At 33.1% G+C, this 25,856-nt stretch carries 31 protein-coding genes; 20 read left to right on the top strand and 11 right to left on the bottom strand.

Annotated features, from left to right (window positions below; genetic code table 11):
• Nucleotides 1-74: 74 nt before the first annotated feature.
• The gene (locus HA140_RS08020) at nucleotides 75-1,310 is read right to left on the bottom strand and encodes an FtsW/RodA/SpoVE family cell cycle protein (RefSeq protein ID WP_209040595.1); all 1,236 of its coding nucleotides are present in this window, start codon (nucleotides 1,308-1,310) and stop codon (nucleotides 75-77) included.
• A gap of 270 nt (nucleotides 1,311-1,580) precedes the next feature.
• Here HA140_RS08020 and HA140_RS08015 point away from each other — a divergent pair, with 270 nt between their 5' ends.
• The 11 genes from HA140_RS08015 (at nucleotide 1,581) to HA140_RS07965 (ending at nucleotide 8,933) form a co-directional block, all read left to right on the top strand.
• A complete protein-coding gene (locus tag HA140_RS08015) occupies nucleotides 1,581-2,057 on the top strand; it encodes a hypothetical protein (RefSeq protein ID WP_209040594.1) in 477 nt (158 codons plus the stop codon).
• 22 nt (nucleotides 2,058-2,079) lie between these two features.
• Complete coding sequence (gene atpB, locus HA140_RS08010) at nucleotides 2,080-2,805, top strand: F0F1 ATP synthase subunit A (protein WP_011863567.1); 726 nt, start codon at nucleotides 2,080-2,082, stop codon at nucleotides 2,803-2,805.
• Nucleotides 2,806-2,969: 164 nt separating this feature from the next.
• Nucleotides 2,970-3,215 (top strand): ATP synthase F0 subunit C, encoded by a 246-nt coding sequence (gene atpE, locus HA140_RS08005; protein ID WP_002805169.1) that lies wholly within the window; start codon nucleotides 2,970-2,972, stop codon nucleotides 3,213-3,215.
• A gap of 69 nt (nucleotides 3,216-3,284) precedes the next feature.
• Entirely contained in the window at nucleotides 3,285-3,746 is a 462-nt protein-coding gene (locus HA140_RS08000; protein WP_209040593.1) for a F0F1 ATP synthase subunit B', read from the top strand.
• Nucleotides 3,743-4,255 (top strand): F0F1 ATP synthase subunit B, encoded by a 513-nt coding sequence (locus HA140_RS07995; RefSeq protein WP_079297723.1) that lies wholly within the window; start codon nucleotides 3,743-3,745, stop codon nucleotides 4,253-4,255. The genes HA140_RS08000 and HA140_RS07995 overlap by 4 nt, the downstream gene beginning before the upstream one ends.
• Complete coding sequence (gene atpH / locus HA140_RS07990; RefSeq protein WP_025930851.1) at nucleotides 4,255-4,797, top strand: ATP synthase F1 subunit delta; 543 nt, start codon at nucleotides 4,255-4,257, stop codon at nucleotides 4,795-4,797. Before HA140_RS07995 ends, atpH begins: the two co-directional genes overlap by 1 nt.
• A 30-nt stretch (nucleotides 4,798-4,827) precedes the next feature.
• Nucleotides 4,828-6,345 carry a F0F1 ATP synthase subunit alpha gene (gene atpA / locus HA140_RS07985; protein WP_209040592.1) on the top strand — a complete coding sequence of 506 codons (1,518 nt, stop codon included), beginning with the start codon at nucleotides 4,828-4,830 and terminating at the stop codon, nucleotides 6,343-6,345.
• Nucleotides 6,346-6,364: 19 nt separating this feature from the next.
• Complete coding sequence (locus HA140_RS07980) at nucleotides 6,365-7,315, top strand: F0F1 ATP synthase subunit gamma (protein WP_209040591.1); 951 nt, start codon at nucleotides 6,365-6,367, stop codon at nucleotides 7,313-7,315.
• Between the two features lie 16 nt (nucleotides 7,316-7,331).
• The gene (locus HA140_RS07975; RefSeq protein WP_209040590.1) at nucleotides 7,332-7,658 is read left to right on the top strand and encodes a 2Fe-2S iron-sulfur cluster-binding protein; all 327 of its coding nucleotides are present in this window, start codon (nucleotides 7,332-7,334) and stop codon (nucleotides 7,656-7,658) included.
• The gene (locus HA140_RS07970) at nucleotides 7,655-7,846 is read left to right on the top strand and encodes a hypothetical protein (protein ID WP_075536929.1); all 192 of its coding nucleotides are present in this window, start codon (nucleotides 7,655-7,657) and stop codon (nucleotides 7,844-7,846) included. Before HA140_RS07975 ends, HA140_RS07970 begins: the two co-directional genes overlap by 4 nt.
• 28 nt (nucleotides 7,847-7,874) lie before the next feature.
• Nucleotides 7,875-8,933 (top strand): DUF3326 domain-containing protein, encoded by a 1,059-nt coding sequence (locus HA140_RS07965; protein WP_209040589.1) that lies wholly within the window; start codon nucleotides 7,875-7,877, stop codon nucleotides 8,931-8,933.
• On the opposite strand, the gene HA140_RS07960 is transcribed toward HA140_RS07965, so the two are convergent.
• From HA140_RS07960 to HA140_RS07945, 4 genes are read right to left on the bottom strand one after another with little or no spacing between them, the layout of a single operon-like run.
• Nucleotides 8,930-10,627, bottom strand: a complete 1,698-nt coding sequence (locus HA140_RS07960; protein ID WP_209040588.1) for an NAD+ synthase — start codon at nucleotides 10,625-10,627, stop codon at nucleotides 8,930-8,932. The genes HA140_RS07965 and HA140_RS07960 overlap by 4 nt on opposite strands.
• On the bottom strand, nucleotides 10,624-11,202 hold the full coding sequence (locus tag HA140_RS07955; protein ID WP_209040587.1) for a nicotinate-nucleotide adenylyltransferase: 579 nt from the start codon (nucleotides 11,200-11,202) through the stop codon (nucleotides 10,624-10,626). Before HA140_RS07955 ends, HA140_RS07960 begins: the two co-directional genes overlap by 4 nt.
• 1 nt (nucleotide 11,203) lies before the next feature.
• Nucleotides 11,204-12,445, bottom strand: coding sequence for a GTP-binding protein (locus HA140_RS07950; RefSeq protein ID WP_209040586.1), 1,242 nt, complete (start codon nucleotides 12,443-12,445; stop codon nucleotides 11,204-11,206).
• 3 nt (nucleotides 12,446-12,448) lie between these two features.
• A complete protein-coding gene (locus HA140_RS07945) occupies nucleotides 12,449-13,426 on the bottom strand; it encodes a CNNM domain-containing protein (protein ID WP_209040585.1) in 978 nt (325 codons plus the stop codon).
• Nucleotides 13,427-13,500: 74 nt separating this feature from the next.
• Here HA140_RS07945 and HA140_RS07940 point away from each other — a divergent pair, with 74 nt between their 5' ends.
• The 3 genes from HA140_RS07940 to HA140_RS07930 all read left to right on the top strand — a co-directional run bounded on the left by HA140_RS07940 (nucleotide 13,501) and on the right by HA140_RS07930 (nucleotide 15,620).
• Nucleotides 13,501-14,826 (top strand): aminopeptidase P N-terminal domain-containing protein, encoded by a 1,326-nt coding sequence (locus tag HA140_RS07940; protein WP_209040584.1) that lies wholly within the window; start codon nucleotides 13,501-13,503, stop codon nucleotides 14,824-14,826.
• 53 nt (nucleotides 14,827-14,879) lie between these two features.
• Nucleotides 14,880-15,038: a hypothetical protein gene (locus tag HA140_RS07935; protein ID WP_209040583.1), complete on the top strand. Its 159-nt coding sequence runs from the start codon at nucleotides 14,880-14,882 to the stop codon at nucleotides 15,036-15,038.
• A gap of 105 nt (nucleotides 15,039-15,143) precedes the next feature.
• Nucleotides 15,144-15,620 carry a 30S ribosomal protein PSRP-3 gene (locus HA140_RS07930; RefSeq protein ID WP_209040582.1) on the top strand — a complete coding sequence of 159 codons (477 nt, stop codon included), beginning with the start codon at nucleotides 15,144-15,146 and terminating at the stop codon, nucleotides 15,618-15,620.
• A 2-nt stretch (nucleotides 15,621-15,622) separates the two neighbouring features.
• Here HA140_RS07930 and atpC read toward each other — a convergent pair whose 3' ends face one another.
• Complete coding sequence (gene atpC / locus HA140_RS07925; protein WP_209040581.1) at nucleotides 15,623-16,027, bottom strand: ATP synthase F1 subunit epsilon; 405 nt, start codon at nucleotides 16,025-16,027, stop codon at nucleotides 15,623-15,625.
• A gap of 40 nt (nucleotides 16,028-16,067) precedes the next feature.
• The gene (gene atpD, locus HA140_RS07920) at nucleotides 16,068-17,528 is read right to left on the bottom strand and encodes a F0F1 ATP synthase subunit beta (protein WP_209040580.1); all 1,461 of its coding nucleotides are present in this window, start codon (nucleotides 17,526-17,528) and stop codon (nucleotides 16,068-16,070) included.
• Nucleotides 17,529-17,746: 218 nt separating this feature from the next.
• Between atpD and groES the strand changes: the two genes are divergently transcribed.
• Together groES and groL are read left to right on the top strand one after the other, a co-directional pair.
• A complete protein-coding gene (gene groES / locus HA140_RS07915; protein WP_002806275.1) occupies nucleotides 17,747-18,058 on the top strand; it encodes a co-chaperone GroES in 312 nt (103 codons plus the stop codon).
• A gap of 51 nt (nucleotides 18,059-18,109) precedes the next feature.
• Complete coding sequence (groL, locus tag HA140_RS07910) at nucleotides 18,110-19,747, top strand: chaperonin GroEL (protein ID WP_025938646.1); 1,638 nt, start codon at nucleotides 18,110-18,112, stop codon at nucleotides 19,745-19,747.
• A 66-nt stretch (nucleotides 19,748-19,813) separates the two neighbouring features.
• On the opposite strand, the gene secG is transcribed toward groL, so the two are convergent.
• Nucleotides 19,814-20,041, bottom strand: a complete 228-nt coding sequence (gene secG, locus HA140_RS07905) for a preprotein translocase subunit SecG (protein ID WP_209040579.1) — start codon at nucleotides 20,039-20,041, stop codon at nucleotides 19,814-19,816.
• A gap of 22 nt (nucleotides 20,042-20,063) precedes the next feature.
• A complete protein-coding gene (gene gpmI, locus HA140_RS07900; protein WP_209040578.1) occupies nucleotides 20,064-21,686 on the bottom strand; it encodes a 2,3-bisphosphoglycerate-independent phosphoglycerate mutase in 1,623 nt (540 codons plus the stop codon).
• A 137-nt stretch (nucleotides 21,687-21,823) separates the two neighbouring features.
• Between gpmI and pyrR the strand changes: the two genes are divergently transcribed.
• Complete coding sequence (gene pyrR / locus HA140_RS07895; protein ID WP_209040577.1) at nucleotides 21,824-22,360, top strand: bifunctional pyr operon transcriptional regulator/uracil phosphoribosyltransferase PyrR; 537 nt, start codon at nucleotides 21,824-21,826, stop codon at nucleotides 22,358-22,360.
• Between the two features lie 7 nt (nucleotides 22,361-22,367).
• Here the strand turns inward: pyrR and HA140_RS07890 are convergent, their stop codons facing one another.
• Nucleotides 22,368-23,936, bottom strand: coding sequence for an Hsp70 family protein (locus HA140_RS07890; RefSeq protein WP_209040576.1), 1,569 nt, complete (start codon nucleotides 23,934-23,936; stop codon nucleotides 22,368-22,370).
• Between the two features lie 96 nt (nucleotides 23,937-24,032).
• Between HA140_RS07890 and HA140_RS07885 the strand changes: the two genes are divergently transcribed.
• The 3 genes from HA140_RS07885 (at nucleotide 24,033) to HA140_RS07875 (ending at nucleotide 25,207) form a co-directional block, all read left to right on the top strand.
• Nucleotides 24,033-24,269 (top strand): DNA-directed RNA polymerase subunit omega, encoded by a 237-nt coding sequence (locus HA140_RS07885; protein ID WP_209040575.1) that lies wholly within the window; start codon nucleotides 24,033-24,035, stop codon nucleotides 24,267-24,269.
• Between the two features lie 2 nt (nucleotides 24,270-24,271).
• Entirely contained in the window at nucleotides 24,272-24,643 is a 372-nt protein-coding gene (locus HA140_RS07880; RefSeq protein WP_209040574.1) for a DUF1818 family protein, read from the top strand.
• A 312-nt stretch (nucleotides 24,644-24,955) separates the two neighbouring features.
• On the top strand, nucleotides 24,956-25,207 hold the full coding sequence (locus tag HA140_RS07875; protein WP_209040573.1) for a DUF2811 domain-containing protein: 252 nt from the start codon (nucleotides 24,956-24,958) through the stop codon (nucleotides 25,205-25,207).
• Nucleotides 25,208-25,212: 5 nt separating this feature from the next.
• On the opposite strand, the gene HA140_RS07870 is transcribed toward HA140_RS07875, so the two are convergent.
• On the bottom strand, nucleotides 25,213-25,677 hold the full coding sequence (locus HA140_RS07870) for an EVE domain-containing protein (RefSeq protein ID WP_209040572.1): 465 nt from the start codon (nucleotides 25,675-25,677) through the stop codon (nucleotides 25,213-25,215).
• Nucleotides 25,678-25,856 lie beyond the last annotated feature (179 nt).

The following is a 25,856-nucleotide window of genomic DNA, read 5'->3' as shown; positions in this document are numbered from 1 at the left end:
TACCCTTTTGAGATAATTCTGAAATAACTAAATTAAATGATTCGATAGCTGAAATTTAATCTTTTAAATTCTAACTAATTAAGAGTCTTTCGTGTACTAATAAGACCTATGAATCCTGTTGATTCTAATGAACATCTCAGTAACATACCTGCAATAAAAAAAGACGCCATTAATGAATTGCCACCATAACTAATGAAGGGTAGTGGTAAGCCTGTAGTAGGCATTGAACCTGTTGTTACAGCAATATGCATTATTGATTGACCTGTTAACAATACGCCACATCCGATAGCAACTAATTTTGTATAGTTGTTCCTGCACTTAATACTTATTCTTAGGCTTATATAAGAGAATATTGCTAAAAAACCTAAGAATAAAGTACACCCTAACAAACCAAATTCTTCAGCAAAAATGGCAAAAATAAAATCTGTGTACATGAAAGGTAGATACTGTAATTTTTGTATAGACAGTCCAAAACCTTGGCCAAACAGACCACCTGAACCTATTGCTAATAAACTCTGAACCAATTGAAATCCACTTTCCTGTTGGTCTGCCCAAGGATTAATAAATGAAGTAACTCTAAGTTTTTGATATTCGTTATTTAGGATGCTAAAACATCCAGTAAAGAACCCTAATGAAGCAAATGAAAAAAGAGAGCTAAGTTTTACGCCTCCGCATAAACCCATTACCCAAAAAAGAATTCCAGTTAAAGATGCAGTACTTAAATTAGGTTGCTTGAGTATTAATAAAATTAACAAACCAAAGGAGAATATTGAAATTAATTTTTTATCATTCTTTATAAGATTCCAATGAGCAAAAAGGTTAGAAGCTTCAAGAATTAGAAAAGGTTTTATTAATTCAGATGGTTGCAGACGTAAGTTCCCTAGTTCTAACCATCTTGAAGAGCCATTTACCGTAATACCAGTAATATTCGTTAGAAAAATCAAAAAAAATAAAATATAAAAAATAATTCTTGAAAACTTTAAAAGATTTCTAATTTTCGTATTCAGAACGCAATAAAACAGACCAATGCCTGGAATTGTCCAAATAATTTGTTTTTTCAAGAAATAAGCCCAGTTTCCCATTTCTCTGCTAGCCACCCACCAACTTGAAGATCCTAGAATGCATATTCCAAATATTGACCAAATTCCAATAATTAATATTAAAATTTTTGCCTCATAAGGCCATATTGTCCAAGGTAAAGGAAAAAAAGACTCTATTACGTTCCTTTGATTACTTTCTTTAAAAGGATTATGGGTTTTTTTTCTTTTAGAAATTCTTTTATATTTTATTTTTTCTTGCCTTATCTCCAAATTTTTTTAAATGAGTATGTACTATTGAGACGTTTAATTGAGATTTTGCCAAGTCTTTATTAACTTTTTAAAGTGTTTAGGCAATTAATAAAAAAAACTTTTTTATAGTTTTTATTTTTGAATAATAAAGTAAAAATTGGTCTATAAATGCATCATAAATCTTAAGAATTAATTTTTTATAGAAAAAAACTAGCTAAAAGGCACCTCTCCGTGATAGATTCCCTGAGTTTATATACTTAATACAATCCATTCAGAGAGGGTTTCTAAACTATGTTCACATCAGTGGACTCAAATAGAAAAAAACTTGAGCATCCTTCTAATGAGAATGTTCAATTTCCTCATTCCCTAGATAATTCGATCATCAAAGAAAGTAAATCTGTTAGTGCTAATCAAATAGATAAATTGCTTTCTCAAAATGATGAATACACAAAATTGCAATTAACAATTTTTGGAATTACTTTTATTGTTTCTATTTTATTAGCATCAATAACTGGAATTTTTCTAGGCTTTACTTTTGGTTTTAGTATTTTTATAGGTGCAATTGCCGGCATTTTTTACCTACGTTTGCTTGCCAAAAGTATAGGGAAACTTGGTAAAGAATCATCAGGTGTATCAAAATTGCAACTATTAGTTCCAGTTTGCCTCTTTATTTTTGCGAGCAAGCTAGGATCATTGGATATTTTTCCTGCGATGATAGGGTTTTTCATTTATAAGCCTTCACTCATTCTCTATTTTTCACGTTCTTAAGTAAATTTTTTTATTCAAAAAAATGTTTTTTAATTCCTTGCTAACAAATTTTGCAGCACTAGAAGTTGGTCAACATCTTTATTGGCAAATTGGAAATATCAGACTTCATGGGCAGGTATTTTTAACATCTTGGATTTTATTAGGAGCGTTATTAGTTTTTATTTCTTTAGGAACTAAAAAAATGGAAAATGATCCTAAAGGCCTTCAAAACCTGCTTGAGTTCCTCTGGGATTACATTAGAGATCTTGCTAGGACGCAAATAGGTGAAAAAGTTTATAGAGATTGGATGCCATTTATAGGGACTTTATTTTTATTCGTCTTTGTTAGTAATTGGGGAGGGGCTTTAATTCCTTGGAGATTGATTAAGTTACCAAGTGGAGAATTAGGAGCACCTACTGCAGATATCAATACAACTATAGCCTTGGCTTTATTGGTTTCACTTTCTTATTTCTATGCTGGTTTAAGCAATAAGGGTTGGAGATACTTCGAATACTATGTTCACCCAACTCCTATTATGCTTCCTTTCAAAATTCTAGAGGACTTTACGAAACCTTTATCACTCTCTTTCAGGTTATTTGGAAATATTTTGGCTGATGAACTTGTTGTTGGTGTTCTAGTCTTTTTAGTTCCGCTAATTCTTCCAATACCTGTTATGTTCCTAGGATTATTTACCAGTGCAATTCAGGCATTGATTTTTGCAACTTTAGCGGCCTACTACATTGGAGAAGCTGTTGAAGAACATCATTAGCTGTTTTCCGATACATTCAGACGCTTTTACAAAGGGTCTGTAATCTGGCAAAATATCTAATCGCGTAGGTCTGAAAATATCAGACCCATTCTTAAAACAAAGGATGTCCAAGCGTGTATGACAACAAAGATTATCACAAGTATTAAGCTCTTTATTTCAAAATTATGGATTCGATTACTTCCGCTGCATCAGTTGTAGCTGCTGGTTTAGCAGTTGGTCTAGGTGCTATTGGCCCAGGTCTTGGACAAGGTAACGCAGCTCAAGGTGCTGTTGAGGGTATTGCCCGTCAGCCAGAAGCTGAAGGTAAAATCAGAGGAACTCTTCTTTTGTCTTTCGCTTTCATGGAGTCATTAACAATTTACGGATTAGTTGTGGCTTTGGTACTACTTTTTGCGAATCCTTTTTCCTAAAAGTTAATATTGCTTCTAACTCCTTATTAGCAATATTTAAATTTAATTTTTTAACTTCAACTGAATCATATGTTGGCCTTTAATTTTTTTGGTGCTTCAGAAGGTGGATTATTTGATATAAATGCCACTTTGCCACTAATGGCAATACAAGTAGTTGCACTTACTTACATATTAAATTCTCTCTTTTTTAAGCCTGTTGGCAATGTTGTAGAAAAAAGAGAAAAGTTTGTAAGTAATAATATTATTGAGGCCAAAAATAAACTTTCTGAGGTTAAAAAATTAGAAGCTGATTTATTAACTCAGCTTCAAAGTGCACGTACAGAAGCCCAACGAATTGTGAGCGAAGCAGAGAATGAGTCTGACAAGCTTTATAAAGAAGCACTAGAACTTGCTAATAATGAAGCAAATGCTTCAAAAGAAAAGGCAAGACTAGAAATTGAAAGTCAGACGTCCGCTGCTCGTGATCAACTTTCTAAACAGGCTGATGATCTAAGCAAACTTATTGTTAATAGATTGATTCTAGAAAAATGAATTTAACTCTTTTAGCTACAGAAGGTTTTGGATTGAACTTCAATTTATTCGAAACTAATATCCTTAATTGGGCTGTAGTGGTTTTCGGTCTTTATAAATTTTTGCCTGGTTTCTTAGGTAAAATGCTTCAAAAAAGGAGAGAAGGAATCCTTCTTGAATTAAAAGATGCTGAAGATCGACTCCTAAATGCAACTCAAGCTTTAGAAAAGGCGAAGAAAGATTTATCTTCAGCAGAAGAAAAAGCTTCTCAAATAAAAGCAGATTCTCTTAAAAGATCTGAATCAATCAGAATGGAAAGTGAGAAAAAAGCGATAGAGGAGATGGCACGAATTAAACAAAGTGCAATTTCTGATGAGAGCTCTGAAGCATCCAGAGCAATTTCTCAACTACGAAAAGAAGCTGTTGAACTGGCAATTAAGAAAGCTTTAGAATCTCTCCCAAATCGACTTGATAAAACAACACAAGAAAATTTGGTAACTCAATCAATTAACAATATTGAGGTGAACTAATGCCACTATTAAATTCAGTTACTACACCATACGCAGAGGCATTACTTCAAGTTGTGAATGAAAATTCGCAAACTGAAGAGATGGTTTCTGAGGTTAAACAACTTTTGGAATTAATAAATGATTCCCCTGAATTGGAGAAGGCATTATCCTCTCCCATTTTAGAGACAGATGCTAAGAAGAAAATCATTATTGAAATTTTTTCAAATAAGGTTAATTCTTCTTTACTAAATTTCTTGAAATTATTGGCCGATAGGCAAAGAATTGGAATCCTCACTTCAATTCTTGATAGGTTTTTAGAGATTTACCGAGAAAATAGTAATATTGCTTTGGCAACTGTTACTTCTGCAGTCGAGCTTACTGATGAACAGAAAGGTTTAATTACCAAAAAGATCATCAATATTGCTGGAACAGAAAAATTAGAACTTGTAACTAAAATCGACCCATCTCTTATTGGTGGTTTCGTCGCCAGTGTAGGATCAAAAGTAATTGATGCTTCCCTTGCTTCACAAATTAGAAAACTTGGCTTATCCCTTTCCAAGTAACTTTTAAATCAACCTTAAATTCTTAAATCCATGGTATCTATACGCCCTGATGAAATCAGTTCAATCTTAAAACAACAAATAACTGATTATGACCAATCTGTAAGTGTTAGCAATGTAGGAACTGTTCTGCAAATCGGTGATGGCATTGCAAGAATATATGGCTTAGATCAGGTCATGGCAGGTGAGTTATTGGAATTTGAAGATGGTACCGAGGGTATAGCTTTAAATCTAGAAGATGATAATGTTGGAGCTGTTTTAATGGGAGAGGCACTTGGTGTCCAAGAAGGAAGTAACGTTAAGTCCACAGGTAAAATCGCATCTGTTCCAGTTGGTGAAGCAATGCAGGGGAGAGTTGTTAATCCTCTAGGTCAACCAATTGATGGGAAAGGTGAAATTCCTACGAGTGATAATAGATTAATTGAAGAAATGGCTCCTGGAATAATCAAGAGAAGATCAGTGCATGAACCAATGCAAACAGGTATTACATCTATTGATGCAATGATTCCTGTTGGAAGAGGTCAAAGAGAATTAATTATTGGTGATAGACAAACTGGAAAATCTGCTATTGCTATCGATACGATAATCAACCAAAAAGGCCAAGATGTAGTTTGTGTTTACGTAGCTATTGGTCAGAAGTCAGCATCAGTAGCAAACATCGTAGAGGTATTAAGAGAGAGAGGAGCACTAGATTATACAGTCGTAGTTAGTGCAGGAGCTTCTGAACCTGCTGCTTTACAGTACTTAGCACCTTATACCGGTGCAGCAATTGCCGAACATTTTATGTATCAGGGTAAAGCAACACTCGTTATTTATGATGATCTAACAAAACAAGCTCAGGCTTACAGACAAATGTCTCTCCTTTTAAAAAGACCACCAGGAAGAGAAGCTTATCCTGGAGACGTGTTCTATTTACACAGTAGATTACTAGAGAGAGCAGCAAAACTTTCTGATGCTATGGGAGGAGGCTCTATGACAGCTCTTCCAATTATTGAAACTCAGGCAGGGGACGTTTCGGCTTACATCCCAACTAACGTTATTTCAATTACAGATGGACAAATATTCTTGAGTGCAGATTTATTTAACTCAGGATTAAGACCCGCTATTAATGTAGGTATTTCTGTTAGCCGTGTTGGAGGTGCCGCTCAGACAAAAGCAATTAAAAAAATTGCAGGAACTTTAAAATTAGAACTCGCACAGTTTGATGAACTAGCTGCTTTTTCTCAATTTGCATCCGATCTTGATGAAGCAACTCAGCAACAACTTGAAAGAGGTAAAAGACTAAGAGAGTTATTAAAGCAACCTCAATTCTCCCCGCTTAACCTAGCAGAACAAGTTGCAGTAGTTTATGCAGGAGTTAAAGGTCTTATTGATGAGGTACCTGTTGAAGATGTTACTAAATTTGCAACTGAACTTAGGGAATACCTAAAGTTAAATAAATCAGAATTTATAGAAGAAATTCTTAAAGAAAAGAAATTAAATGATGGATTAGAAGCAACACTAAAAGAGGTGATAAATGAAGTTAAATCATCAATGCTTGCCACAGTTTAAATTTATATAAGGAGATACCATGGCAAATCTTAAAGAAATTAGAGATCGAATCGTTTCCGTAAAAAATACAAGAAAAATAACGGAGGCCATGAGACTTGTTGCAGCTGCAAAAGTTAGGAGAGCTCAAGATCAAGTTCTTAAGAGTAGACCTTTTGCAGATAAACTTGCACGGGTCTTAGAAAATATCCAATCTAAAGTTCAATTTGAGGCTGTCGACTCTCCTCTATTATCCAAGAGAGAAGTAAAGAGTATCACTTTGGTTTGTATAACTGCGGATAGAGGTTTATGCGGTGGTTACAATACAAATATAATAAAAAAGGTAGAAATAAGATACGCAGAATTAGTCAAACAAGGGTATCAGCCAAATTTAATTTTAGTAGGGAAGAAAGCTATTGGATATTTTCAAAATAGAAAGGATAGATATGTAATTAAAAGTACTTTCAAAGAACTAGAACAGGTACCCACAGTCAAGGACTCTGAAGGAGTAACAAATGAAATTTTAGCTGAATTTCTATCAGAAAATTCTGATAGGGTGGAAATTATTTATACGAAATTCATTACTCTAGTCAGCTGCGCTCCTGTCGTTCAAACACTATTGCCACTTGACCCTCAAGGAATTGCTGAGGAAAACGATGAAATTTTTAGGTTAACTACAAAAGATAGTAAGTTACTTGTTGAAAAATCAAATATGGAAAAAAGTGATTCAGAGAAGTTGCCATCAGATATTGTTTTTGAACAAAGTCCTGATCAACTATTAGATTCCTTATTACCATTATATTTACAGAATCAGGTACTAAGAGCTCTTCAAGAGTCAGCAGCTTCAGAACTTGCTTGCAGGATGACTGCTATGAATAATGCGAGTGATAATGCTAAAGAATTAGCAAGTACTTTGAATCTAACCTATAACAAAGCTAGGCAAGCAGCTATTACTCAAGAAATATTAGAGGTTGTAGGAGGTTCTGCAGTTTAGCAATAAGATTTAGGATATGCCTGAATACAATATCAAAGTTCAATTTGAGCAAAAGACTTTTAGTTTTTTATGTTCTGAAGATCAAGATATTATTTCAGCGGCAAGAATGAATGGAATAGATTTACCAAGTAGTTGTTGTTCAGGAGTTTGTACAGATTGTGCATCCATGATATTGGAAGGATCTGTAGATCAAGATGATGCTATGGGATTAAATGATGATTTGAGGGAAAAGGGCTTTGCACTTTTATGTGTGGCATATCCCAAGTCTGATTTGAATATTGTTATTGGTAAAGAAGTAGAAGATGATTTATATAATGATCAATTTGGTAAATATCAAAAATGAAATTAAGTTCAGTTGATTACTACTTAGATTGGCCAGCTTCAATAAAAGTAAAAAATTTAAGGGAATTCATCATTGCAAATTTAGAAAAAAAAGGTGATTTAATTCGATGGTCAATTGTTGATATTCAAAATTCTATTGACTCTTTTGGAACAAAAAAACTTAAAATTAAAGCTGTCTTAGCTAATTAAGAAATATAAATTGAAATATTCTTAAATAATGGAAAATTCACCAACAATATTCATAATTCCAACTGGTATTGGTTGTGAGGTAGGAGGTTTTGCTGGAGATGCACTTCCAACCGCCAAATTATTAGCATCGGCAAGTGGATGTTTAATTACTCATCCAAATGTTATGAATGGTGGTAATCTTTCTGAAAAAGATAAAAATATTTTTTATGTTGAGGGTTATAGTTTAGACCGACTTGCTAAAGGAGAAATCGCTTTAAAAAGGGTAAAGCAACAGAAAATTGGGATAATTTTCGATTCAGCCATTGAAAAAGAAATATTAGTGAGGCATTTACAAGTTGCTGATGCATGTGTTTCTACTTTAGGAATTAATGTTCATTCTTATGTGATTACAAGAAAGCCATTAAACATAGTTATTGATTCTGATTCTTCAAAAATCAGTGGTGGCACAATTGAAAATCCTGATACTCTAATTGATGCTGGAAAATTTTTAATAGAAAAAGGAGTTACGGCAATTGCAATTGTGGCAAAATTTCCAGATGATCCAGATTCTTTAGAAACAAATATCTATCGAGAGGGGAAAGGGGTTGATCCTATTGCTGGAGTAGAAGCAGTTATAAGTCATTTAATAAGCAAATTTTTAAAAGTTCCCTGTGCTCACGCACCTGCTTTAAATCTAATTGAATTGAATGAAAATTTAGATCCTCGTGCCGCTGCAGAAGAAATAGGATACACTTTTTTACCATCTGTACTGATTGGATTAAGCAATGCACCTGATATTGTTGAACTGCCCGCTAAAAATGAATCAATCTCACTATACCCTGATCAGATTGAATCGATTGTTGTTCCTAATGGTGCATTGGGAGGAGAAGCAGTACTAGCAGGGATTGAAAAAGGTTTAAATATTATCTCTGTAAAAAATCAAAATACATTAAAAGTGACAAATGAGTTTTATAATTATCCCAATCTTTTTGAAGTTGAAAATTATTTAGAAGCTGCAGGCATAATTCTTGCTATCAAAAAAGGTATCAATATTGATTCAGTTAAACGGCCTTTAAAAAAAATCCAAGAGTGTCCTTATAGTGATTAATAAGATATTGCTATGGGAACTCTCCAGTCACTTCCAAATGATTGACTGCTTAGTTTTAGGATTGGAGGAGCCTGCTTTCTTTTAAATTCGGCTTTTTTTATGAGTGAGATGATTTTTAAAATTAAATCTTTTTTATAACCATCTTCTTCTAATTGTTGTAAATCTTTTTTCTCTTCAATAATTCCTTTAAGAATTTTATCTAAAATAGAGTAAGGCGGTAGAGAATCAGTATCTAATTGATTAGGCCCTAATTCAGCACTTGGAGCTTTTGTACGTATATTTTCTCCAATTATATCTACACTAGTATCTAACATATATAACTTTCTACTATTAATTGAATCTTCACTATCGAGCCAATTGCATAATTTAAAGACATTAGTTTTATATAAATCCCCAATTACAGATAGTCCCCCATTCATATCACCATAAAGTGTGCAATATCCTACGGCTAGTTCTGATTTATTGCCTGTTGAGAGTAACAAATGCTTTTCTTGATTTGCTAAAGCCATCAGAAGTGTTCCTCGGATCCTTGATTGAATATTTTGATTTGTTATTTCAGCCATCTCGAAAGATATGGTTTTTATAAATGATTCTTCAAAAGAGGTCATCAAGTTTTCAATTGGAATGCTCTTGAAACTTATCTTTAATCTTCTTGTTAAATCTTTTGCATCACTCTTTGAATGAGATGAGCTCCACTTAGAGGGCATTGAAACGCAATAAACATTATCACTTCCTAGAGCCGCTGTAGCAATTGCTGAGACAAGTGCTGAATCAATACCACCACTTAAACCAACTAAAGCTGTTTTAAATCCACATTTTTTTGCATAATCTTTAACACCAAGGACTAATGCATCAAAAATTGATGACATTTCGGAGTTTTTAAATTCATTTTTTTCAGGTTTTGTTTGCTCAATTTCCCAGCTGGAGAAATCTTCCGAGAAAGATTTTAATTGCTTAATTTTAGATCCATTCTTATCAAGAATAAAACTATTTCCATCAAAAATTAAATTATCATTTGCTCCAATCTGGTTGACATAAATCAGCGGTACTTGAAGATATTGTGCAGCAAAACTGGAAACCTTGGATCTTAACTCTAACTTTTTCAGAGTATATGGGGAGGCTGATAAATTTACTAAAATATCAACTTTTTTTTTCTTTAAATCAATAATGGGATTTTTTCTATGGATTCCTCTACCTTCTATATCATTGTTGACCCATAAATCCTCACATATAGTAAAGCCAAGTCGCCAAGTTTTATTCTTTATTTCTTTTGTAAATACAGAAACTTTTTCTTCTGATCTAAAGTATCTTTTCTCATCAAATACTTCATAAGTGGGAAGAATAATTTTCCGAGCAATTATTTTCCATTCACCGCCCTCAACCAATGCAATAGAATTATAAAGATTAGGGAAAAAAGAATCATTAACCTTCTCAGCTATTCCGACTGAGATGCTTAAGTTACCATATTTTTTATTAATATCTAAAGCTAATTGATCAAGAATTTGGTATTGATTTTTGATTAAATTTTTTTTAAAAAGTAAGTCATTTGCAGGATATCCCCATAATGATAATTCTGGAGTAAGAACAAAATCAGCAGAAATTGAGCTAGCTTTCGAAGCAATATAAAGTATTTTTTTTGCATTGCCCTCTAAATCTCCAACAATTGGATTAATTTGAGCAAGTAAGAACTTCATTCAACTAATTTAGTGGATTCATATAAATTATTCTTTTTAACAAGATCTATTAATGAAGTTGGTAAATTAGAATAATTAAAATTTGACCTGAACTTAGAACTTGAAATTTTTGGGATTTTTATGGTTGAAATCTTAAATTTCACTTTATAAGTTTCTAACATTTTAAGAGTTTTTGTTTCAACAGGATATCCGTCTCTCAAAATTATAAAAAAACTTGCCTCATTTATGATTTTATCAAAATTTTTCCAACGGAAAATATCTTTGATTAAATCACTCCCAATAACAAAATCTAAATTATTAAATTTATAAATTCTTTTACATTTTTTAATTGACTCTACTGCCCATTGGCTACTAACACTTTGATTAAATAAAATTTTAGGATTATCTAAATCTTCAATAAGAGTTTTTAATAAATGGCTACGAATAGAGATATCCACTTTGTGATTTTTGTTTGGGTTGTTGCTTACATAACTAACCGTAAAAGCATAAATTTTGGATAATTCTTCAAGTATTTTTTTATGACCAATTGTAGGTGGATCTGCACTGGTACCAAATAATGCGACATTTTTTCCCATGTTAAGGAAGTAAACTCACAAAATTTTTATTTAAGTTCCTTTTTGATAAATAAATATTAATGTGGTTAAAAATATCTGGTTCTTTAAAAGATATATTTTGGATCATAATAGAAGGCTCTACATAAGAAGATTTGCTTCTTATGAATATCTCTTTAGCTGCTAATTTTCCAAGATTTTTTGTAGAATGCACTGCGATTGCTGCCTGAATAATTGCGATTGGTCCATATGGTATTAATGATAGTCCGTTAGTAAAAGGTGCTGAAAATAAAATTACTTTCTTGATAATGTTGAAAGATGCATTGATACTAACTTGAGTGAATCCCAAAAATAAGTTGTTGATAGATATATTTTGGAATATTTTTCTCGTAGATTCACTCTTTAAATTTAAGCCATAAACTTTACTTAATTCCCTTATTAATGCAGTATCTAGAGCAAAACTACCAGCAACATCAATCAAAAAAAAGGGATTAAGAGCTACTGCCGATGCCTTTATGGTCGAAAATTTACCAATAGTTGACTGAGCTAATTTACGCCTTTTTTGTAGTCTTTGTTCCTTTATTTTTAGAAACAACTTGTCAGCTAACTGGAGAGAATTTAATGTTAATAATGTCTTTCCATATTGATTGATTATTTTTGTTATGTAGTTTGTAAGATTGTTTTCATGATTAATAATAATTGGAATATTTAAATCACTGGGCAGCTTTAACTTTATATTTTCTATTATTTCTTTTAATCCTTTTTGTTTAAAAAGATCGATTTTATTTAAAATTAAAATAATTTTTTTCCCATCTTTAATAAATGAGCTAATTTCGCTTACTTCGTTTCTATTAATATCTCCTGCAACTACAAATAAAATAAGATCTGATTGATTTATTCGAGAGTAGATTTTATCTGGGAATTTAATATCGCAGAAATCAAATCCTGGCGAATCTAGTAACTCTATACTTTTGAGCGCTTGACCTTTCAGGTCCCATTCTTCAGCCTGTATTTCACTTGTAGAACCGTTAATAATATTTGTTTTAAATATGTTTTTCTTTAATAAAGAATTTAAAACAGAAGATTTACCTACGCCTGATTTACCATATGCACCAATTGTAATTTTATTTTCTTTGAGCCTAAAAAGTTGTTGATTAAAAGAAATTATTTCTCTATTAAAAAAACTTTTTTCATAATTGGTAAGATCTAAAGCCTCCCACCAATTTTTTAAAAGTAAATAATTTTTATTAATTTTAAATTGTTCCATAATTTATTTTTTCCACCAACCAGCTAATACAGATAACACAGCTTCTGCACTAATAATCCCCACAAAACCACCAAATTCATCTACTACTACTTTCACTCCTTTATGATTCTTGTCAAATCTTGTTAATAATTGATCTGCCTTGATCATTTCGGGAATGTAGTCCACAGGTTCGCAAATTTCTGATAGTAATATTTTATTTTCCCCATTAATTAGTTCCTCTAACATATTTTCACGTTTGACTACCCCTTGGATTTTGTCAACTTTATCTCCCAAAATAACCCACCATGGTGAGTTGTCTGACATTATAAGTTTTGAAATTTCATCAAGATTTGAAGATCCATCAAGACATGGTGCTGATACCCTAGGGATCATTAAATCTTTGGCTTTTAAATCATTTAATTGAAAAACCTTAAATATCATTGCAGCCTCATCAGCCTCTATCAAACCTTTTTGACTTCCAATTTTTGCCATTTGTCTAATTTCTTCTTCATCAGTTGAAATTTCATTTTCCGCAGTAATAACTGGAAATATTTGCTCGATTAACACTAGAAATGGCCTCATTAAAGTATTTAATACACGCAGGATTGGAACTGATGTTAATGCTATTTGTACTGAAAATCTCGTGCCAAGAGCTTTGGGTAGTACTTCTCCAACTAAAACAACAAGTACATAAAAAGCAATTGAAAAAAGGGTTAAGCCATAACTACTTTTAATAACTAACGCTCCGTATACACCTAAAATAAGACTTCCAATTATGTTAAATCCATTATTAGTGATTGTAATTACAGTTAATGTCCTCCCAAGATGTTTCCTAAGTTTAAGAAGTTGATTCGCAGAACTTTTAGGCTTCTGTTTTGAGGCTATTTCCAAAATTCTAATTGAATTTACAGCTAAAAAAGCAGCTTCTACTCCCGAACAACATGCTGACCCAATTAAAATAGTAAAAATTAGTAAAATTAAAACGTAAACACTTGGTTCCATTAAGATAAATTAAAGAATAAATCTGTTTTGATTTATTCTTCCATTTTTTTTTAAAACTCGCCAATACCTAATTCATGATTAAGTCCAATAATAAAGTTTTTGAAGAAAGAAGGGAAATTTTCCTAGAAAGATTAGGGGGTAAGGCTGCTATTATCCCAGGAGCTAAGCTTGTGAAGCATCATGCAGATTGTGAATATCCTTTTAGACAAGATAGTAATTTTTGGTATTTAACTGGTTTTGATGAGCCTGATGCGATTGCTCTTTTCTTATCTCATAAGCCTAAAGGAGAGAGATTTATTTTGTTTGTTGCCCCTAAAGATGTAATCAGCGAAGTGTGGCATGGCTTTAGATGGGGTTTAGAGGGCGCTGAAAAAGAGTTTAAAGCTGATAAGGCTCACTCAATAAACGAATTCAGAGACCTACTCCCAGGCTATATAAATGGTTCTGATGAACTTGTTTTTTCAATTGGTAAGCATCCATTAATTGAGAAAATAGTTCTTGAGGTATTTACTCAACAACTTGAAAATCGATCAAGATTGGGAATTGGTGCAAATTCTATAAAATCTCCAGAAATTTATTTAAATGAAATGAGATTAATTAAAAGTGAATTTGAAATTAAAAGAATGAGAGAAGCTATACAAATTTCAGCTGAAGCCCATGAGTTAGTAAGAGAATCTATCTCCTCTAAGAAAAATGAAAGACAAGTTCAGGGTCTGCTAGAGGGATATTTCTTAGAAAAAGGTGCTAGAGGCCCTGCCTATAACTCTATTGTTGCTTCTGGAGATAATGCCTGTATTTTGCACTACACTTCAAATGACTCCCCTTTGAAGAAGGGTGATTTATTGTTGGTAGATGCTGGCTGTTCATTAACTGATTATTACAATGGAGACATAACTAGGACTATTCCTATAGGTGGGAAGTTTTCTAAAGAGCAAAAAATTATTTATGAAATCGTATTGAGTGCCCAGAAAAGTGCAATTAAAAGTGCCATAACTGGATCAAATTCTAGTAATGTGCACAATGTTGCTTTAAAGATTTTAATAGAAGGATTAAGAGAAATCGGTTTGTTGTCCGGTAGTACTGAGCAAATAATTGAGAGTCAATCATATAAACATCTTTACATGCACAGAACTGGACATTGGCTTGGTTTGGATGTTCATGATGTTGGGGCATACAGAATGGGAGACTATGAAGTGCCATTACAGAATGGAATGATTCTTACTGTAGAACCTGGTATTTATATTAGTGATAGGATTCCGGTTCCTGATGGACAACCCAATATTGATGATAAATGGAAAGGCATTGGGATAAGAATTGAAGATGATGTACTTATCAATAACTCAAATCCAGAAGTTTTAAGTTTTGCTGCGCTAAAAGAAATTTCTGATTTAGAGTTTTAAAATTTGACTTATCTAGTTATTAGATTTATTTTGATAAAGTTTAATGTTCAAAAATGAATAATTCAGATTCATATGATTCTAAACTCTCTAAGGCGAGAGGCTTGGCTAGCCAGCTTGGAATGTTTGCAGAAGAAAACGATATTCCTAAAGATCTTTGGGATTCATTGGAAGCAAAAATTTATGATTTTTATCAAGTTTCTCTTGAAAGATAGAAATTCTGTTTAAAAATTATCAATAACTAAATCAAGAAATTTTGAATTAATCAATCAAAATGTTACCTCTAACTGATAAATTATTTATTGAACATAAATAAGATAATGACCTCATCAGATAAGTCGAGTCAAAATTCAACAGAAATTAAAGACAAAAACAGTGATCATCAAAAAACCAAAAATTCTTCTACTAATTTAGGGATGATGGGTGCTTCAGCTGTATTAGCAGCTGCCACAATAGATGAAGATGGAGTGCCCACTGGTTATACCCCCAAGCCTGACGAAGGAAGGTTCATAATTAAAGTATTATGGCTACCTGATAATGTTGCTTTGGCTGTTGATCAAATAGTGGGGGGAGGACCAAGCCCACTAACTGCTTATTATTTTTGGCCAAGAGATGATGCTTGGGAAAAATTAAAAAGTGATTTAGAGAATAAAGCTTGGATTACAAATAATGAAAGAGTTGAAATATTGAATAAAGCTACAGAAGTAATCAATTATTGGCAAGAAGAAGGTAAAACGAAAAAATTAGAAGAAGCTAAGTTAAAGTTTCCCGAAGTAGCTTTTTGTGGAACTGCTTAAATTTAGTTTTTTGCTGCTTGAATCCTAGCCTCGGCCTTAGAAATTGCTTTTAAGGCTTTTACTTTTTCTGGACTTTTCTCATTTTCAGGGAATTTACTAATTGCTGATTTTGCTTCTTGAAGATCTTGTTCAGCATTTTGAACATTAATTTCAGATCCAATTTCGGCATTATTTACCAAAACTATAACTTCATCTGACTCAATTTCAGCGAAGCCTCCCATTAAAGCTATTGATTTCCACTGAGAATTAGTTCTTAGCCTTAAGACCCCAATATCAATAGCCGTAACTAAAGAAATGTGTCCTGGGAGAACACCAAGTTGACCAGTAGTACTGGGAAGGATAACTTCTTCAGCTTCTCCTTGATAAACATTTTTATTAGGTGCTAAAACTTTGAGAGAAATTGCCATTACTATAAAATTATTGAAGGTAAAAAATATTTGTAAATATTTATTTTTCTGACTTTATTTTTTCAGCCTTTGCTTTGACTTCGTCGATGTTTCCAACTAAGTAGAAAGCCTGCTCGGGTAAATCATCTAATTCACCTGACAAAATCATGTTAAAACCAGCAATGGTATCTTCTAATTTTACGTATTTACCAGACATTCCCGTAAATATTTCTGCTACAAAGAAAGGTTGGGAAAGGAATTTTTCAATTTTTCTAGCCCTGTCTACTGTCAATCTATCTTCCTCAGAAAGCTCATCTAAACCAAGAATTGCAATAATGTCTTGTAGTTCTTTGTATCTTTGCAAAGTGGATTGAACTGCTCTTGCAGTTTTGTAATGTTCATCACCTACAACAGATGGTTGAAGCATAGTACTTGTTGAGTCTAATGGGTCAACTGCTGGATAAATTCCCTTAGCTGCAAGGGCTCTAGCAAGAACTGTTGTAGCATCTAAATGGGCGAAAGTTGTTGCTGGGGCTGGGTCAGTCAAGTCATCAGCAGGTACATAAACAGCCTGAATAGATGTTATTGATCCTTCTAGAGTAGATGTAATTCTCTCTTGCAATTCACCAACATCAGTTCCAAGAGTTGGTTGGTATCCAACTGCCGAAGGCATTCTTCCAAGTAAAGCTGAAACTTCAGATCCAGCTTGAACAAATCTAAAAATGTTATCAACAAAAAGTAGTACGTCTTGTTTGTTTACATCTCTAAAATGTTCAGCCATTGTAAGTGCCGACAATCCTACTCTCATTCTTGCACCAGGTGGCTCATTCATCTGCCCAAAGCATAAGGCGACTTTTGATTGAGTTAAATCTTCTGCATTGATAACTCCTGATTCTTTAAATTCTTCATACAAATCGTTCCCTTCCCTTGTTCTTTCTCCTACACCTCCAAAAACAGAAACTCCGCCATGTTCCTTAGCAATGTTATTAATTAACTCTTGAATAAGAACAGTCTTTCCAACACCAGCGCCTCCAAATAAACCGACTTTTCCTCCTTGTCTATAGGGAGCTAAAAGATCGATAACTTTGATGCCTGTTTCAAAAACTTTTGGCTTAGTTTCTAGGTCAGTTAATTTTGGAGCAGCTCTATGAATTGGTGCAGTATTTTCAGTTTTTACTGGCCCTTGTTCGTCAACTGGTTCTCCTAAAACATTAAATATTCTTCCTAAAGTTGCTTCTCCTACAGGTACAGATATTGGTGCTCCAGTATCAATTGCCTCCATGCCTCTTACAAGGCCGTCTGTGCCACTCATTGCCACTGCTCTGACTCTATGGTCACCAAGTAGCTGTTGAACCTCTGCAGTCAGCGCTATTTCTTGTCCTGCAGGATTTTTTGCTTCAATTCTTAAAGCATTTAATATTTTCGGCAATTTACCGGCTGGAAATTCTACATCTAGAACTGGACCAATTACCTGACGTACTACGCCTTTTGTTTGTGAAGAAGTTGATGGAGTTGCTACCATTTTTTATAGATTGGTGATGATTAGCTGATTTAAACAGCTCATAATCCGAAAATACTACCATCTAATGGGTAGATTCGTTAAATGGGTTCGGCCACCCGCACAAGTTAAGTATGGTTTAATTGCCGCTTTGCAGATTATGTTGTTGATGATACGAATGGAGAATTTCTCTTTCCATTTTTATGACGTAAAGCGTCTCACTCATGATCCTCCGTTAATCTATGGCAGCTGTTTCACTTACAGTCTCTACAGTAAAACCACTGGGAGATAGAATATTTATTAAAGTTTCCGCATCTGAGGAAAAAACTGCTGGGGGCATTCTTTTGCCTGATTCAGCTAAAGAAAAACCACAGGTTGGAGAAGTTGCTCAGGTGGGCCCTGGCAAACTTAATGACGATGGTTCTCGACAAACTCCAGAAGTGAGTATTGGCGATAAAGTTTTGTACAGCAAATATGCTGGCACAGACATTAAATTGGGAGGAGATGAATATGTCTTGCTCTCAGAAAAGGATATTTTAGCTGTAGTAAGCTAAAATATTTGTTTCAAAAATTATTAAAACTTATTACTAAATCACTGCCTAAACATGGCTAAAAGAATTATTTACAATGAGCAAGCTCGTAGAGCGCTCGAGAGAGGAATTGATATCCTTGCTGAGTCTGTAGCTGTAACGCTTGGACCAAAAGGAAGAAATGTTGTACTAGAGAAAAAATTTGGTGCTCCACAAATCATTAATGATGGTGTCACAATCGCTAAAGAAATCGAATTAGAGGACCACATTGAAAATACAGGTGTTGCTTTAATTAGACAAGCTGCATCAAAAACTAATGATGCAGCTGGCGATGGTACCACAACAGCCACTGTTTTAGCTCATGCAATGGTTAAAGCAGGGTTGAGAAACGTTGCTGCAGGGGCTAATGCAATTACCTTGAAAAAGGGAATTGACAAAGCGACTGATTTTCTAGTTGGTAAAATTCAAGAGAATTCCAAGCCTATTAGCGATAGCAATGCTATAGCTCAATGTGGCACTATTGCTGCTGGAAATGACGAAGAAGTTGGTCAAATGATTGCCAATGCTATGGATAAAGTTGGTAAAGAAGGTGTTATCTCCTTAGAAGAAGGAAAATCAATGACTACTGAATTAGAAGTTACTGAGGGGATGCGCTTTGATAAAGGCTATATTTCACCTTACTTCGCAACAGATACAGAGAGAATGGAGGCTGTTTTAGATGAACCCTATATCCTTCTGACTGATAAAAAAATTGCTTTAGTTCAAGATTTAGTACCCGTTCTGGAACAAATAGCTAAAACTGGTAAACCACTAGTCATTATTGCAGAAGATATCGAAAAAGAGGCCTTAGCAACTCTTGTCGTTAACCGATTACGAGGTGTGTTAAATGTTGCTGCAGTAAAAGCTCCTGGTTTTGGAGATAGAAGAAAAGCAATGCTTGAAGATATGGCCGTTTTAACCAATGGTCAACTTATTACTGAAGATGCCGGCTTGAAATTGGAGAGTGCCACCATAGATATGCTCGGAACTGGTAGAAGAATAACTATCAATAAAGAAACTACAACTATTGTGGCTGAAGGTAATGAGCAAGCAGTTAAAGCTAGATGTGATCAAATTAAGAAGCAAATGGATGAAACAGATTCCTCATATGATAAAGAAAAGCTTCAAGAACGTCTTGCTAAATTAGCTGGAGGTGTAGCTGTGATTAAGGTTGGGGCTGCTACTGAGACTGAGATGAAGGATAAAAAGCTTCGTCTTGAGGATGCTATTAATGCAACAAAAGCAGCTGTTGAGGAAGGAATTGTACCTGGAGGAGGAACAACTCTAGCTCATTTATCTCCTATTCTAAAAGAATGGGCAGATAAAAATTTAGAAGGAGAGGAATTAATTGGAGCTAATATTGTTGAAGCTTCACTTACTGCTCCTCTTATGAGAATCGCTGAGAATGCAGGTTCTAATGGAGCTGTGATTGCTGAAAATGTAAAAACTAAACCATTTAATGATGGCTTCAATGCTGCTACTGGAGAATATGTAGATATGTCATCAGCTGGTATAGTTGATCCTGCAAAAGTTACACGTTCAGGATTACAAAATGCAGCTTCAATCGCAGGGATGGTTCTAACCACCGAATGCATAGTTGCAGATTTACCTGAGAAAAAAGATTCAGCTGCTCCAGCAGGAGCTCCTGGTATGGGCGGCGACTTTGATTACTAATCTAAACAATAGTTTTCAATAAATCTTTTTAAGGGATCATTCAAAATGGTCCCTTTTTTTTAACTTTTATGAAATCCAACCAGCGCTAAGAATAATTGCCAGAGACAAAAATATCACTAAAAAAGTCCAAGTTATTTTGTTTAGAGAGGCTTCTGCACTACTTGCGCTGTTGAACATAGAGCTTCCACTGGCCGCTATTCCTCCCATTCCATCACCTTTGGGACTATGAAGTAAAACTAATAAGATGAGAATAACTCCCGAAAATACCCAAATCCAACTAATAATTTGAATCATTGTTTAAAAAACTTTATTAACTTTAAACGTGTTGAACGACCTTATTATAACCCTTTAATTCAATTTCTTGAATAAGCGTTTTGCCTGTCATTTCTCTTGGTATTGGTAGATTTAATAATTGCAATAAAGTGGGGGCAATATCTGCTAAGCCAGCGTTTTCTCTTAAATTAATTTCATTTCCCATATTTGGTATTTTTCTTTTTTCACCTTCAATCAAAATTAATGGAACTTTATTTGTTGTGTGTGCTGTCCATGGTTCTCCTTCAGATCCTTTCATTACCTCTGCGTTACCATGATCGGCTGTAATAATAATGCTTCCTCCCATTTCTCCAGTAGCATTAACTATTTGACCTATACATTTATCTACTTTTTCTATAGCTTTAATTGTTGCATCCATGTTTCCTGTATGACCAACCATATCAGGATTGGCAAAATTGATTACAATAAAAGCATAATTTCCGCTTTTAATTGCTTTAGAGCAGCTATTAGTTAATTCCTCCGCAGACATTTCGGGTTCCATATCATAAGTTGCGACTCTTGGAGATGGAACCAAGTGTCTCTCTTCTCCAGGTAAAGGAATTTCAACTCCTCCATTGAAAAAGTATGTTACGTGAGGATATTTTTCAGTTTCCGCGGTTCTGTATTGTTTAAGCCCGTTTTCTGAAACTATTTGGCCTATGAAATTATTGAGTGATTCAGGAGGAAATGCAACTTTAACGGGAAAGTTTGGATCATATTGAGTAAAAGTAACAAAATCTAGATTTGGATAATTTTTTCTTTCAAACTCTGAGAATTCCTTGACCGCAAGGGATTTGACTATTTGTCTTGCTCTATCTGGACGAAAGTTAAAGCAAATCAAACTATCCCCATCTTTAAGATAGTTTTCAGACATTCGTATGGGCTCTATAAATTCATCGGTTATGTTTTTGGCATAACTTTTTTCTATGTAATCTTTGGGTGAAATATTTGTTATTTGAATATCAGGATCAGTCAAATTAGAATATGCTTTTTCTGTTCTATCCCATAAAAGATTTCTATCCATTATCCAGTATCTTCCGCATATGGAAGCTATTTCGCCTACGTTAAATTTTTTTATGCATGACTCTATTTGATTTAAATATTTTGAGGCACTTTTTGCAGGAGTGTCTCTTCCATCAGTAATGATGTGGATTGCAACTTTTTTAAGTTTATTATCATATGCCCATTTAATTAAGCCTAATAAATGATCGATATGACTATGAACTCCTCCATCGGAACATAATCCCGTGATATGCAAAGTAGAATTATTTTTCTTTAATGAATCAGCCAACTCTCTTAACTCATTTACCAAGCCTAATTGATTATTTTTTACAATATTTGAAATCCTTACAAGTTCTTGTTGTATTATTCTTCCCGAGCCAATGGTAAGGTGACCTACCTCTGAATTGCCCATTTGACCATCTGGGAGGCCTACATCAGATCCGCTAGCACCTATAAGGGTGTGAGGGTAGGCATGCCACAATGAGTCCATGATTGGTGTATTGGCACTTTTTATAGCATTATCTGGTTTTTCTTTTCTATACCCCCATCCATCTAGTATTGCAAGAACTACAGGGCTCTGAGGAACACTTAATCTTTTTATATTTTTGCTGCTAATCTTTGACATATTTAGATCAAATTCATTGTTAACTGATCCAACCTTAAATTTAGCTTCAAACGTTACTCTTTAACAATTTATATTTAACATAGTTAGCTTTTGCTAATTTATGAAAATATTAGATTAATTTTATTTCTTGTTAAATTATGTCCAAGAAAACAAAAAAGATCGTAATACTAACTGAAGTTGAACTTAGAAAAACTATTTCGCGTTTAACTTGCGAAATTATTGAAAAAGTCAAAAACTTAGATAACCTTCTTTTGGTTGGTATTCCTACTAGAGGCATTAATCTGGCCGAAGTATTAGAAAAAGAATTATTTTGCATGACAGGTTTAAAAATAAAAAAAGGAATAATTGATCCAACTTTCTATAGAGATGATCAAAATAGAGTTGGGACTCGACTAATAAGAGCAACCGATATTCCAACTCCTATTGAGAAACAAGAAATTCTACTAATAGATGATGTTATTTATACAGGGAGAACAATTAGAGCTGCAATGGATTCTTTGTATTCATGGGGTAGACCTCAAAGAGTGATGTTGTTAGTAATGGTAGATAGAGGCCATAGAGAATTACCTATTCAACCGGATTTTTGTGGCAAAAAAGTTCCTACTAGTAAAAATGAAAGTATTAGTGTACGTCTAAAAAATATTGATAATGAAGAAGGAGTTTTTTTGGATTAGTTTTTATTTAGAAGATATTTCCTAAATTATATTCGCCTAAAAATTCATCACTAATATCGAAACACTTAACTAACAAATTAGCTTCTTTAGTAATCTTGAAGAAAAGTTTTAAGTTGTCTTCACCTAGATTGGATTTATTTTTAAGTTCGATTTTGTGTGGTTTTTTATCCCACTTTATAGTTTGCTCTTCACTTTGAAACTCTGATAATTTTGGTAATCCATTTTCAAAAACCACATCATATTCTCTTTCTTGTTTTGTTTCTCCAATAATTATTTCAAATATTTTCTGATTATTTTTACTTGCTTGAAGGATCAGTTTAAATGGGGTTTCAGTTGGCCATGTTTGGCCTTTGAAAAAGATAGGATGCCAAAAATGTTTTTGATCTCTTCTATTAAATAATCTTATAGATATTCCTCTATTTAAAATATCTTTAATTTTTACACCTGGCGTCATTGCTAAAGCTCCTAAAGCTATTGTTTCAATAGGAGGTGGCGATTTTATTTCGACTTTAGATATCTTTTTTGATATCCATTCTTTAATTAAAGGTATTTGAGTCCCCCCTCCAACCAAAATAATTGCACTTAAGTCGTTTACTGTGCAAAATTTGCCTCTCGCTTCATTTAATAAATCTTTCAGTAAGGAGTTAAGGTGATTAAGGAGATTATTCTCAATAATAATTTCTTCAAACATTTCTTTACTTAGGTAAAACTCTTTTTCTTGATACCCCTTAACTAATAATTTTGTTGGATACTTATTTTCATTTTTGATTGCAGATGAGCTGAGTTTACATTTTATTTCTTCTGCCTTTAAAAGATTAATTGCATATTCATTTTCTGGAATAAAATAATCAACAATCCATTGATCAATATCTTTCCCGCCAATTTTTGAGCCTGTTTTACTAATTATTTCAGCACATCTGATTTTTTGTTTTGATATTGAGCTGACATCACTACCTTTAAATTTTAAAAGTTCAGCTATTGGTGCAGACCTCCCTTCCCCTCCCTCTATTTTGACTATATTCATGTCTATTGTGCTTCCTCCAATATCTAAAGTCATGATTTTTGAGCCAAGTGGTAAATTAATCCCTAAGCTTGCCGCAGTAGGCTCATCAACTAGCGCTATTTCATCTACAGATATTTCACTACAAAGGTTAACTAACCATTCTCTATAACCCTTGTAAGTATCAATTGGAGCAGTTAAGACAAGTCTCTTAATTTCATATTTTTGAGGAATTTTTGCCCACAAAAATTTAAAAAATTTCTCGCCACATTCATTTGGGCCTAAGATATTTTTTTTGTTAGTTTTTTCAATAGGATTTCCAATTAATCTTTTAAAATTCGAATGAAAAAATAAATCCGAATTAGAGTTGTCTCTCATCTTTAAAGCACTAATTCCGATCTTCAAAGTTTTCGATGGTTCTTCGAACCAAACTGCTGTAGGTATAACTCCTGGAGATGATGTAATATTTGGTATTTCAATTAAAACAGCATTTATATCTTTTTGATCTTGAAAAGCAATTACAGTATTAGTATTTCCCAAATCAATAGCCAGCGTTCCAAATAAGATTTTTTCCATAAGAAATTTTTTTGACTTAATTTAAGTTTTTTTTAATTTATGTTTTGAATCTGCTAATTTAACTGTAGAATATAGTTTATAATAAAAAATTTTTTAATGAACATATCAAATAATGTAGGAATTGACTCAAATGATCTAGCAAAAAGAGGTGAGAGTTTAATAAGAAAATCAACTAATAGATACTTAACTACTGTGAGAATTGCTTTCAGAGCTAAACAAAGGCGTTTTGATGATTTTGACGGACTATTAGAAGAATCAACTATTAAACCTGTTCAAAGATCAATAATAGAACTAAGCGATGAACAAGACCAACCAGATTTAATTCCTGGTTAATTTTGGTAGAACACCAAAAAAAATGGAGATTACTAAAAGATTTTAAAAAAGGCAAATTTTGCTTTTTGATTGGTGTTGATAATTGGTCAATTGAATTACAAAAAAGTGAATTCCATTCACTTTATCTTTTACTGATAAAAATTCATAAACAACTATCAGATATCATGAATGAATTAATGGATGAGGAATGTATTTCTTTAGAATTAGAACAACTGCCCTGGTATATTGAGTTAGAAGGAAAAAAGAATGAGTGGAATTTAAGATTTGTTTTTGAAAGTCAAGATCAAACTAGATCTTTTGAAATGTATTGGCCGATACCAATAGCACAAAAATTATTCTATGAAATAAAAAAAATGTGGGAATCAATGGATTAAAAGATTAATAAAATTGGAAATTTTAGAAAATATTTCCCCCTCTAAAAAAAATTTTTTCACAACTTTTCCACATCATTTTTTTAAAAAATATCTAGAAATCTAAAGCTTGTGGAAAACTTCTGATTTTATATAAATCTTTATACTTCAGCATGATTAAATTTATAAAAATAAATTTCAGTGAACTCTCCTTTCATGACTGGATTCTCATTATTCTATGGCCTGAGACTGCTTCTTAATAATACTTGTTGACGATTTAGTGATTTTGAAGAAAACTGAACATTGTAGATTTAAATTCCAATCAAATTCTTTAATATGCAAGAGTTAAAGTATGAAGAAAATCCAATAGTCTTAAATCCAAAAGATGAAGTAATTAGTTTTAAATGTGAACTTCAAGAAAATCTTCAGAAGGCTATGCAAATATTTGTTGAGGAACATCCTAATTGGGATCAATATAGGATAATACAAGCAGCTATCGCGGGGTTTTTGATGCAAAAAGGTTTTCAAAATAGAGATTTAACGCGCCTCTATATTGGAAATATGTTTTCAATGAACTTTAAAGATTAAATTTTTTATATCTTTTCTAATAGTATTTGTGCTACTTGATTTTGGACAGGTACTATAGATAACCTATTTCCTTTTTTTACAACCAATAAATCCTCTTCATTAAATAAAATCTTTAATTCAGGTAAACTTAGAATCTTATTTGACTTAGATAAGTATTTTACTTTCACGCAATCCCATCTGGGATTATCAGGTTTCGATTTTGGATCAAAATACTTTGAATTTTTATCAAACTGGGTAGGATCTACAATATTAATTTCTATGACCTCCATAAGCCCAACAATGCCAGGGGGGTTGCAGTTTGAATGATAGAAAAAAACCTTATCTCCTTTAATCATTTTTCTCATGAAATTTCGAGCTTGGTAATTTCTTATCCCATCCCATAAAGTTACCCCTTCATTTTTTAAATTATCGATGCTGTAAGCATTAGGCTCACTTTTCATTAGCCAGTAGCTAGGTTCCTGTTGTGGCATAGGATCTCAGGGAAATTATGTAGTTCGAGTGAAGTTAGAATATCTATCCAGATATAAATTTATTATCCATCAAATTATCTATTTATGAAAGTGATGGGTGGTATCTGGTCATCTTCGTTGCTGCGTTTCTATCTAAACTACCAGAGATATTTATAATCGTTTTTTGGGAATTTATAGCG

This window comes from Prochlorococcus marinus CUG1417 (assembly GCF_017695975.1).
Taxonomy (GTDB): Bacteria; Cyanobacteriota; Cyanobacteriia; order PCC-6307; family Cyanobiaceae; genus Prochlorococcus_A; species Prochlorococcus_A marinus_AG.
The sequence above is the reverse complement of the archived record's forward strand: the minus strand, read 5'-3'. Positions and strand labels throughout refer to the sequence as shown.

Excerpts from the sequence above, each read along its gene's own strand:
- HA140_RS07885 (WP_209040575.1), top strand. The coding sequence starts at position 24,033 with ATGAACATATCAAATAATGTAGGAATTGACTCAAATGATCTAGCAAAA.
- groES (WP_002806275.1), top strand. The coding sequence starts at position 17,747 with ATGGCAGCTGTTTCACTTACAGTCTCTACAGTAAAACCACTGGGAGAT.
- atpH (WP_025930851.1), top strand. The coding sequence starts at position 4,255 with ATGCCACTATTAAATTCAGTTACTACACCATACGCAGAGGCATTACTT.
- pyrR (WP_209040577.1), top strand. The coding sequence starts at position 21,824 with ATGTCCAAGAAAACAAAAAAGATCGTAATACTAACTGAAGTTGAACTT.
- HA140_RS07970 (WP_075536929.1), top strand. The coding sequence starts at position 7,655 with ATGAAATTAAGTTCAGTTGATTACTACTTAGATTGGCCAGCTTCAATA.
- HA140_RS07955 (WP_209040587.1), bottom strand. The coding sequence starts at position 11,202 with ATGGGAAAAAATGTCGCATTATTTGGTACCAGTGCAGATCCACCTACA.
- HA140_RS07960 (WP_209040588.1), bottom strand. The coding sequence starts at position 10,627 with ATGAAGTTCTTACTTGCTCAAATTAATCCAATTGTTGGAGATTTAGAG.
- gpmI (WP_209040578.1), bottom strand. The coding sequence starts at position 21,686 with ATGTCAAAGATTAGCAGCAAAAATATAAAAAGATTAAGTGTTCCTCAG.
- HA140_RS07930 (WP_209040582.1), top strand. The coding sequence starts at position 15,144 with ATGACCTCATCAGATAAGTCGAGTCAAAATTCAACAGAAATTAAAGAC.
- HA140_RS07965 (WP_209040589.1), top strand. The coding sequence starts at position 7,875 with ATGGAAAATTCACCAACAATATTCATAATTCCAACTGGTATTGGTTGT.
- HA140_RS07875 (WP_209040573.1), top strand. The coding sequence starts at position 24,956 with ATGCAAGAGTTAAAGTATGAAGAAAATCCAATAGTCTTAAATCCAAAA.
- atpE (WP_002805169.1), top strand. The coding sequence starts at position 2,970 with ATGGATTCGATTACTTCCGCTGCATCAGTTGTAGCTGCTGGTTTAGCA.
- HA140_RS08000 (WP_209040593.1), top strand. The coding sequence starts at position 3,285 with ATGTTGGCCTTTAATTTTTTTGGTGCTTCAGAAGGTGGATTATTTGAT.
- HA140_RS07975 (WP_209040590.1), top strand. The coding sequence starts at position 7,332 with ATGCCTGAATACAATATCAAAGTTCAATTTGAGCAAAAGACTTTTAGT.
- atpD (WP_209040580.1), bottom strand. The coding sequence starts at position 17,528 with ATGGTAGCAACTCCATCAACTTCTTCACAAACAAAAGGCGTAGTACGT.
- HA140_RS07935 (WP_209040583.1), top strand. The coding sequence starts at position 14,880 with ATGAATAATTCAGATTCATATGATTCTAAACTCTCTAAGGCGAGAGGC.
- secG (WP_209040579.1), bottom strand. The coding sequence starts at position 20,041 with ATGATTCAAATTATTAGTTGGATTTGGGTATTTTCGGGAGTTATTCTC.
- HA140_RS07945 (WP_209040585.1), bottom strand. The coding sequence starts at position 13,426 with ATGGAACCAAGTGTTTACGTTTTAATTTTACTAATTTTTACTATTTTA.
- HA140_RS07890 (WP_209040576.1), bottom strand. The coding sequence starts at position 23,936 with ATGGAAAAAATCTTATTTGGAACGCTGGCTATTGATTTGGGAAATACT.
- atpB (WP_011863567.1), top strand. The coding sequence starts at position 2,080 with ATGTTTTTTAATTCCTTGCTAACAAATTTTGCAGCACTAGAAGTTGGT.
- HA140_RS07870 (WP_209040572.1), bottom strand. The coding sequence starts at position 25,677 with ATGCCACAACAGGAACCTAGCTACTGGCTAATGAAAAGTGAGCCTAAT.
- HA140_RS07950 (WP_209040586.1), bottom strand. The coding sequence starts at position 12,445 with ATGGAACAATTTAAAATTAATAAAAATTATTTACTTTTAAAAAATTGG.
- atpC (WP_209040581.1), bottom strand. The coding sequence starts at position 16,027 with ATGGCAATTTCTCTCAAAGTTTTAGCACCTAATAAAAATGTTTATCAA.
- groL (WP_025938646.1), top strand. The coding sequence starts at position 18,110 with ATGGCTAAAAGAATTATTTACAATGAGCAAGCTCGTAGAGCGCTCGAG.
- HA140_RS07940 (WP_209040584.1), top strand. The coding sequence starts at position 13,501 with ATGATTAAGTCCAATAATAAAGTTTTTGAAGAAAGAAGGGAAATTTTC.
- HA140_RS07980 (WP_209040591.1), top strand. The coding sequence starts at position 6,365 with ATGGCAAATCTTAAAGAAATTAGAGATCGAATCGTTTCCGTAAAAAAT.
- HA140_RS07995 (WP_079297723.1), top strand. The coding sequence starts at position 3,743 with ATGAATTTAACTCTTTTAGCTACAGAAGGTTTTGGATTGAACTTCAAT.
- HA140_RS08015 (WP_209040594.1), top strand. The coding sequence starts at position 1,581 with ATGTTCACATCAGTGGACTCAAATAGAAAAAAACTTGAGCATCCTTCT.
- atpA (WP_209040592.1), top strand. The coding sequence starts at position 4,828 with ATGGTATCTATACGCCCTGATGAAATCAGTTCAATCTTAAAACAACAA.